This is a genomic window from Stenotrophomonas sp. YJH_SMC_130, from assembly GCF_059369035.1.
In genome coordinates this window covers 132282-138746 of record NZ_JCAFSH010000009.1, presented here as the reverse complement: position 1 = coordinate 138746, position 6465 = coordinate 132282, and the positions used below count along the sequence as shown (strand labels likewise).

The following is a 6465-nucleotide window of genomic DNA, read 5'->3' as shown; positions in this document are numbered from 1 at the left end:
CATGCCGGTGGTGGTGATCGCGCCGAACGACAGCCTGCTGGAGAAGGTGAAGTCGAACATGCAGGAAGTGCGTGCGCGTGGTGGCGAGCTGTTCGTGTTCGCCGACCAGGACAGCAACTTCAATGAGTCCGAAGGCGTACATGTGATCCGCACGCCGCGTCATGCGGGCGTGCTCAGCCCGATCGTGCACACCATCCCGGTGCAGCTGCTGGCCTACCACACCGCGCTGGCGCGCGGCACCGACGTGGACAAGCCGCGCAACCTGGCCAAGAGCGTGACGGTGGAATAGTTTCCAACGGGGGTAGCCTGAACTATACGGTCATAGTGACCACCCCTCAGCTGTGGCAGCCTAGCCACTCTGAGGGGCATCGGGCGCTCGCGGAGCAAGTCCAGCGGCTCCGTGACCAAGGGGGCTTGGAGTTTGCCCGGATCGCGGACGAGCTGAACTCGTCGGGACAGTTGAGTCCTCGGGGCAAGCCCTTCTATCCGGCGCTTGTGTACTCGATCTACCGGAAGTGGAGTCAGAAGTTGCAGTGCGAGAAGAGAGAACGGGTCGTGCGGCTCACGGAAGTTTCTGTGATTTCGGACGGGTAGTTAGGGGCAATCTGGGGCATGTGAATGCCCTCGTATTGAGGCGTATTCTTCATGATCACTCGGCTTCGTCTTCGTTGCCTTGCGTGCCAGTGTGCAGTAACTGCGCGCGTACAAGTTGGACATGAAAGCGTTCAACGAGTTGCTTCTGTCTGCCCTGAGTGCCACACCCCCTTTCGACTTCGGCTGATCCTTGACCATCCGCCAAATGTTGGGGTCGAGTTCGACGAGAACTGTGAACGCACGGATGAAGAGGGGCGAGTGCTAAACATTAGTGCTGGTTTTGTTATTCCCCGTGCGCGCGTGCATGAGGACCAGTACTTCCCTGTCCATGACCTGCCTGAGCCTGATGAAGCCACGCTGCGGGCTATCCAGAACTCGCGTCCCGAGGGCGTCGACGGTCCAATCATGGTTGACCTCACAGTTTTGTTGGGAGGTTTACCAAATGCGACGGAGTACTGGCGCCTGCTAAGAAATGCGTACCGCTTTAGCCGAACCGGGCAGCAAGATCTTATGCGTGCGCATCTGCGTCAGTTGGCTGGCGATGAAGTTCCAGACGACGAGCTGACTATCGAACGAGCCTTGGTTGGCTTCTTTGTGCGAGTACTAGAGCCGTACGGGGAAGGAGGCTTACACAGGTTGACGACAGAGTTTGCACGGGCACGCGAGTTAAACGAGCAAGAGTTTGAGCGATTTCAGGCTGAGTTCCGGCAGTCTCGCTGGGATCGAATGGATGAGTACGTTGACGTATTCGATCACTTCTTTCGCGCTTATGACGAGTTCAATCAAACTTTCATGTACGTTAGGCGCGCTACCAATCTGCCAGATGACCCGTACGCGCCATCAACTGACTTTGAGCGAACTCGCATGTACTACGGTGAGGCGTTTGAAGTTCTTGGGTCTCACATCGATCTGCTAGCTGCCGCGAACAATATTGTTTCCGGGAGGCAATTTGACCAACTAAGTCGAATTTCTTTGCGGGACTACCGTGGTAGCGATAAGGGTCGGCGCAACGAGACTCTAGGCGCAAATCCTGAGCTGGCATGGCTTGTGGCGGAATATGACAATCGTCTTAGAAATGCATCGCATCATAGATGGTTGCGCCTCAGTCACGATCGTTCGGTAATTACATACCGCGAAGGGGGTGATGGTGCGGTCCGAACGCTTAGCTACGCGGAGTACCTGTTTCGATGCTGTGCGATCACAGCGCAGTTAATGGTGCTTGCCGCAGCCGAGGCGTTGGTACTTGAGGTTGGCGCATGAAGAGCTACCCACAGAGAGTGCGCGACAACATTCTCCCGTTGTCAGTTGGCTCAACATTGCCAGAGGCATTTGAAGAATGGTCGTTCACTGAGCGGACTGAGGATCACGAAGAGCCAGTCGAGACTTGCCAGCTCTGCGAGCAAGAGGATTTGCGCTACCACTTTGAAATCAGGAATGCGCTGACGGGAAAGACCTTATGGGTCGGCTCGCAGTGCATTCTCAAGTTTGGATTGTCAGTCTTCGAAAGTGGACTGCGCCTGTCGCCAGCCGGGGCGAAGAAGAAGCTTGATCGCCTGATGCAGCAGATGCGACTTGAATCGTGCATCAAAGCACTCGAGCGACTGGCAGCCGCTGAGGACAACAGCATCCTCCGGAATGCACTAGCCTACTATCGGAAGAACAAGTATCTAACTCCGAAGTTCGCCTTCGTCGTGATGTGGCGCCTGCAAAAAAATGGAATTGACCACAGCCCCTCGTTCTTCAAGGTCAGCCTGAAGAAGTCGAAGTACAAGGAAGACCTGAAAGCCATGCCGGCGAGTCAAGTTCACGCGATATGGAAGGCGCTTACATCCACTCAGCGTCGCATGGCTATTGCTATGGGGCACCCTCCGCCCGTCGCTGAGTGATCTGCACTTGCGCGGGCTCCATAGCCTATTGCTTCTGGGTCAAGGTCTCCGCGTCCTTCAGTGCCTCCCACATATGGCACCTGAGCCCTGCGCAAATTCGTTGCAGGGTGTCCAGCTGGAGGTTTTTCTCTCCCCTCTCAATAGCGCTGTAGTAGGTGCGATGCATCCCTATGATGTCCGCATAGCTCTCCTGGCTGTAGCCAGCGGCTTCACGTCGCGCTCTAAGGGCTCTCCCGAGGTTGCGGAGTAGGTGGTCGGTCATGCCGACACCCTATAGGTAGCCTCCTTTTAGCTATACAGGTTTAAAGGCAGACTACTTTAAAGTTCCATAGACGCCTGATAGGGGGCAAGCATGAAGCTGGTGGATTGGAAGGTGGGGTTGTGCGCCGCTGTGATGGCTGCGCTGGTTGCGGGTTGTTCCGGTTCGCAGCCGGGCAGCGTCGAAGGTGTCAAGCCTGCATCGGCGCTAACGCCAGAAGAAGTGAAGGCGGAGTTAGTTGCCTTGACGTGCGAGAATACATCCGAGAAGACATCTCAACCGAGTTTCACCGAAGAGGCGTGGAATCCGCTTCGTGAAGCCAATCGTGGGCGACGGGCGTATCCCGCAGCAGCCGAAGGGCTACAAGCTTAAGAAGGGGTCTGCCAGTAAGTTGATAGCGCTGCCGATGCGGGGTCCGCCGGGAAAACGGTTGACCCCCGTTGGAAACAATTCCGTTACGGTGGAGTAAGGCATTCCCGGAGCTGTGGGATGCTGCATGCGAAAGGGGCCTGCGAGGCCCCTTTCGTTTGTGCCGGACGCAGTACGAAGTGGGACAGCCGCCGGGCGTTCTGTCCGTCGTCGGCAGCAGGCAATCATTCTTTAATGCGCGAAGCCGCCTGTATTCAGCGGCGGTTTCAGCCACGGTGCCATTCTCTGGATCGTCAGTTGGTTCCCACGACGAACTGTCCTATCGATGCCGGTAGTGACCGAGGGTCGCAGTCGTAGAATCGATCTGGCCGAGGTTCGGGTTGAGCGATTGAACCCGCCTCGTTCGCGTTGCAGCACATCGTCTGCCGAGTCATTCCAAGCGGCAGCCGGGTGCGCCAGACGTGCGCTGAAAGGTCTGTTCCCGGGGAGGGGGCGTATCGGAAGAGCACACTTTTTTGACTTCAGTGACCTGCACCAGGAAACAAGAATGAACGTCCGCGAACTCCTGCAATCCAAGAAAGAAGCTGTCATCACCATCGATGCCGAAGACACGATCGGTGCCGCCGCCCACAAGATGAGCGCGAACAGGATCGCTGCGCTGGTGGTGATGAAGGACGATGCCCCGGTCGGCATCATTTCCGAGAAGGACATCGTGCGCACCCTGGCCGACGACGGCCCGCAGGCCGGCCGCCGGGTGATTTCCAGCCTGCCGTCCACCGGTCTGGAGGGCATTGCGCCGGACGCCACGCTGAAACAGGCCATGTCGTTGATGACGTACTCGCGGCGCCGTCACCTGATGGTCACTGAAGGCACCCGCCTGGTCGGCATCCTCAGCCTGGGCGATATCGTGAAGAACCTGCTGGGCGAGCTGGAACTGGAAAAGGCAGTGCTGCAGGACATCTACATGGCCGCCCACTGAGGGCCGCAGCGCTGGAAGCAGAGAAGCCGGGCATAGCCCGGCTTCTTCGTTCACGGCGCCGGTGATATCAGAAAGTGACCTTCACCGAATCGGCGCTGTAGTTCGCCGGCCCGTGATAGACCACTTCGATGTTGTTGCCATCGGGGTCGAGCACGAAGGCGCCGTAGTAGCCCGGGTGGTAGGGGCGTTCGCCTGGCGCGCCATTGTCGGTACCGCCGGCGGCGATCGCGGCAGTGTGGAAGGCGTCAACAGTTGCGCTGTCGCGGGCCTGGAAGGCGAGATGGTGGCGGCCGGTCAACTGGCCGGCGGCGGCACGGCTGCTGGCGCTGGAAATGAACAGCTCGTCGGCCCAGAAGAAGTCCGGCCCTTCGCCGCCCAGTGGGATGCCGATCGTGTCGAACACTGCCTGGTAGAAGTGGCGGCTGGCGGCCAGGTCACGCACCACCAGCTGGATGTGGTCGATCAGGCGGCCACGGTGCAGTTCCATCGTTTCCATACGAACCTCTTCAAAAAGGGGACGGAGTCGGTAGCGCCGGGCCGTGCCCGGCGAGCGCGCAGCGCGGCCTGCTCAAGGCCGCCGGGCATGGCCCGGCGCTACCGGAATTGTGCCCCTTTCCGGGTCAGACGTTGGCGATGATCTCGACCCAGTAGCCGTCCGGGTCCTTGATGAAGGCCAGGTTCTTCATGCGGCCGTCGGTCAGGCGCTTCTGGAAGGTTACCCCGAGGTCCTCGAAGCGTTGGCAGGCCGCCTCGATGTCCGGCACCGACACGCAGATGTGGCCGAAGCCGCGCGGGTCGCTGTTGCCGTCGTGGTAGACCGCGCCGTCCTGGCTCTCGGTGCCGTGGTTGTGGGTCAGTTCCAGCACGCCCGGCAGGCCGGCCATCCACAGGCGGCGCTGGCTGTCATCTTCCGGAACTGCCACGCCAGCTGGGACGTAGGCCAGGAAGTACAGGCTGAACTGGGCTTCGGGAAAGTCGCGCTTGTCGATCAGCTGGTAGCCGAGCACGCGGGTGTAGAAGTCCAGCGAGGCGGTGATGTCCTTCACCCGCAGCATGGTGTGGTTGAACACGAAGCCGGTGGTTTCGGCCGGGGCCTGGGCGGCGACGCCGGGGACATCGCGCAGGGCGGGAATGGTCATGGGGGGAGGTCCTTCAGACAGGGCCGTTGCCGGCCGGATGGGGGCATTCTACCGGCCAGCACCTGACGGCACCGCGACGTACAATGGCCGGATCGCACCGTTCCGTCCTGACAACGATTGCCCGCCATGTCACAGCGTGAATGGGTGGCCGCCGCCATCCGCAAGATTGAAGCCGATTTCAACCGCTCCGCCGATACCCACCTGATCCCGCTGGCGCTGCCCGGGTTCGAGGGCATCGATGTGTACCTGAAGGATGAGTCGAGCCATCCCACCGGTAGCCTCAAGCACCGGCTGGCGCGCTCGCTGTTCCTGTATGCGCTGGCCAATGGCTGGCTGCGCGAAGGGCGACCGGTGATCGAGGCGTCCAGCGGCTCGACGGCTGTGTCCGAAGCCTATTTCGCGCGCCTGCTCGGCCTGCCGTTCATTGCAGTGATCCCGGCCACCACCTCGCCTGAAAAGATCGCCGCGATCGAGTTCCAAGGCGGCCGCTGCCATCTTGTCGAACGTGCCTGCGACCTCAACTGTGATTCGGAGAAGCTGGCCCGTGAAACCGGTGGCCACTTCATGGACCAGTTCACCTACGCTGAGCGCGCGACCGACTGGCGTGCCAACAACAACATCGCCGAGTCCATCTTCAAGCAGATGGCCGAAGAGCCCAGCCCGGTTCCGGAATGGATCGTGTGCAGCCCCGGCACCGGCGGTACCGCCGCCACCCTGGGCCGCTATGTCAGCTACCGCCGCCACGACACCCGCATCCTGTGCGCGGACCCGGAAGTGTCGGTGTTCTTCGACGGCTACCGGGCCGCCGTGGCCGGTGAACAGGACTGGCGCGACCTGACCTGCACTGGTGGTTCGCGCGTGGAAGGCATCGGCCGGCCACGGGTGGAGCCGAGCTTCATCCCGACCAGCGTCGATGCGATGGTCAAGGTACCCGACGCACTGAGCCTGGCCGCGATGCGCCATGTCAGCCGCCAGCTCGGCCGCCGTGTCGGTGGCTCGACCGGCACCAACTTCATCGGCGTGCTGCAGGCGGCGCAATGGATGCGCGAGGCGGGCCACCAGGGCAGCATCGTCAGCATCCTGTGCGACAGCGGCGAACGCTATGCGCAGAGCTATTACGACCCGGCGTGGTACCTGCGCCAGGGTATCGATGTCGACGGCGCCGATGCGCAGCTGGCCGCTGCGGTCGCCGGGCAGGGCTTGCCCGAGCTGCCGTGGTGCAGCCTGGAAGCGCTGTAG

9 protein-coding genes are annotated in these 6465 nt (G+C 60.8%); 6 read left to right on the top strand and 3 right to left on the bottom strand.

Features of this window, described 5'->3' with window-relative positions; translation table 11 throughout:
• From AC5P5V_RS12775 to AC5P5V_RS12765, 3 genes are all read left to right on the top strand, one after another.
• On the top strand, nucleotides 1-289 hold a 289-nt coding region (locus AC5P5V_RS12775), incomplete at its 5' end, for an SIS domain-containing protein (protein WP_495215900.1).
• A gap of 563 nt (nucleotides 290-852) precedes the next feature.
• A complete protein-coding gene (locus AC5P5V_RS12770; RefSeq protein ID WP_134968209.1) occupies nucleotides 853-1854 on the top strand; it encodes a hypothetical protein in 1002 nt (333 codons plus the stop codon).
• Nucleotides 1851-2480: a hypothetical protein gene (locus AC5P5V_RS12765; protein ID WP_134968210.1), complete on the top strand. Its 630-nt coding sequence runs from the start codon at nucleotides 1851-1853 to the stop codon at nucleotides 2478-2480. Before AC5P5V_RS12770 ends, AC5P5V_RS12765 begins: the two co-directional genes overlap by 4 nt.
• A gap of 25 nt (nucleotides 2481-2505) precedes the next feature.
• Here AC5P5V_RS12765 and AC5P5V_RS12760 read toward each other — a convergent pair whose 3' ends face one another.
• Nucleotides 2506-2742, bottom strand: coding sequence for a helix-turn-helix domain-containing protein (locus AC5P5V_RS12760; RefSeq protein ID WP_134968211.1), 237 nt, complete (start codon nucleotides 2740-2742; stop codon nucleotides 2506-2508).
• 90 nt (nucleotides 2743-2832) lie between these two features.
• Between AC5P5V_RS12760 and AC5P5V_RS12755 the strand changes: the two genes are divergently transcribed.
• Together AC5P5V_RS12755 and AC5P5V_RS12750 are read left to right on the top strand one after the other, a co-directional pair.
• Entirely contained in the window at nucleotides 2833-3111 is a 279-nt protein-coding gene (locus tag AC5P5V_RS12755) for a hypothetical protein (protein WP_134968212.1), read from the top strand.
• Between the two features lie 544 nt (nucleotides 3112-3655).
• Entirely contained in the window at nucleotides 3656-4087 is a 432-nt protein-coding gene (locus AC5P5V_RS12750; RefSeq protein ID WP_033834978.1) for a CBS domain-containing protein, read from the top strand.
• Nucleotides 4088-4154: 67 nt separating this feature from the next.
• On the opposite strand, the gene AC5P5V_RS12745 is transcribed toward AC5P5V_RS12750, so the two are convergent.
• Together AC5P5V_RS12745 and gloA are read right to left on the bottom strand one after the other, a co-directional pair.
• Nucleotides 4155-4583: a VOC family protein gene (locus tag AC5P5V_RS12745; RefSeq protein WP_134968213.1), complete on the bottom strand. Its 429-nt coding sequence runs from the start codon at nucleotides 4581-4583 to the stop codon at nucleotides 4155-4157.
• Between the two features lie 124 nt (nucleotides 4584-4707).
• Nucleotides 4708-5226 carry a lactoylglutathione lyase gene (gene gloA, locus AC5P5V_RS12740; protein ID WP_033834977.1) on the bottom strand — a complete coding sequence of 173 codons (519 nt, stop codon included), beginning with the start codon at nucleotides 5224-5226 and terminating at the stop codon, nucleotides 4708-4710.
• Between the two features lie 126 nt (nucleotides 5227-5352).
• On the opposite strand from gloA, the gene AC5P5V_RS12735 reads away from it, so the two are divergent.
• Nucleotides 5353-6465: a PLP-dependent cysteine synthase family protein gene (locus AC5P5V_RS12735; protein WP_134968214.1), complete on the top strand. Its 1113-nt coding sequence runs from the start codon at nucleotides 5353-5355 to the stop codon at nucleotides 6463-6465.

What these genes read in the sequence shown, in the direction of transcription:
- AC5P5V_RS12750 (WP_033834978.1), top strand. Translation starts at nt 3,656, where the DNA reads ATGAACGTCCGCGAACTCCTGCAATCCAAGAAAGAAGCTGTCATCACC.
- AC5P5V_RS12765 (WP_134968210.1), top strand. Translation starts at nt 1,851, where the DNA reads ATGAAGAGCTACCCACAGAGAGTGCGCGACAACATTCTCCCGTTGTCA.
- AC5P5V_RS12735 (WP_134968214.1), top strand. Translation starts at nt 5,353, where the DNA reads ATGTCACAGCGTGAATGGGTGGCCGCCGCCATCCGCAAGATTGAAGCC.
- AC5P5V_RS12745 (WP_134968213.1), bottom strand. Translation starts at nt 4,583, where the DNA reads ATGGAAACGATGGAACTGCACCGTGGCCGCCTGATCGACCACATCCAG.
- AC5P5V_RS12755 (WP_134968212.1), top strand. Translation starts at nt 2,833, where the DNA reads ATGAAGCTGGTGGATTGGAAGGTGGGGTTGTGCGCCGCTGTGATGGCT.
- AC5P5V_RS12760 (WP_134968211.1), bottom strand. Translation starts at nt 2,742, where the DNA reads ATGACCGACCACCTACTCCGCAACCTCGGGAGAGCCCTTAGAGCGCGA.
- gloA (WP_033834977.1), bottom strand. Translation starts at nt 5,226, where the DNA reads ATGACCATTCCCGCCCTGCGCGATGTCCCCGGCGTCGCCGCCCAGGCC.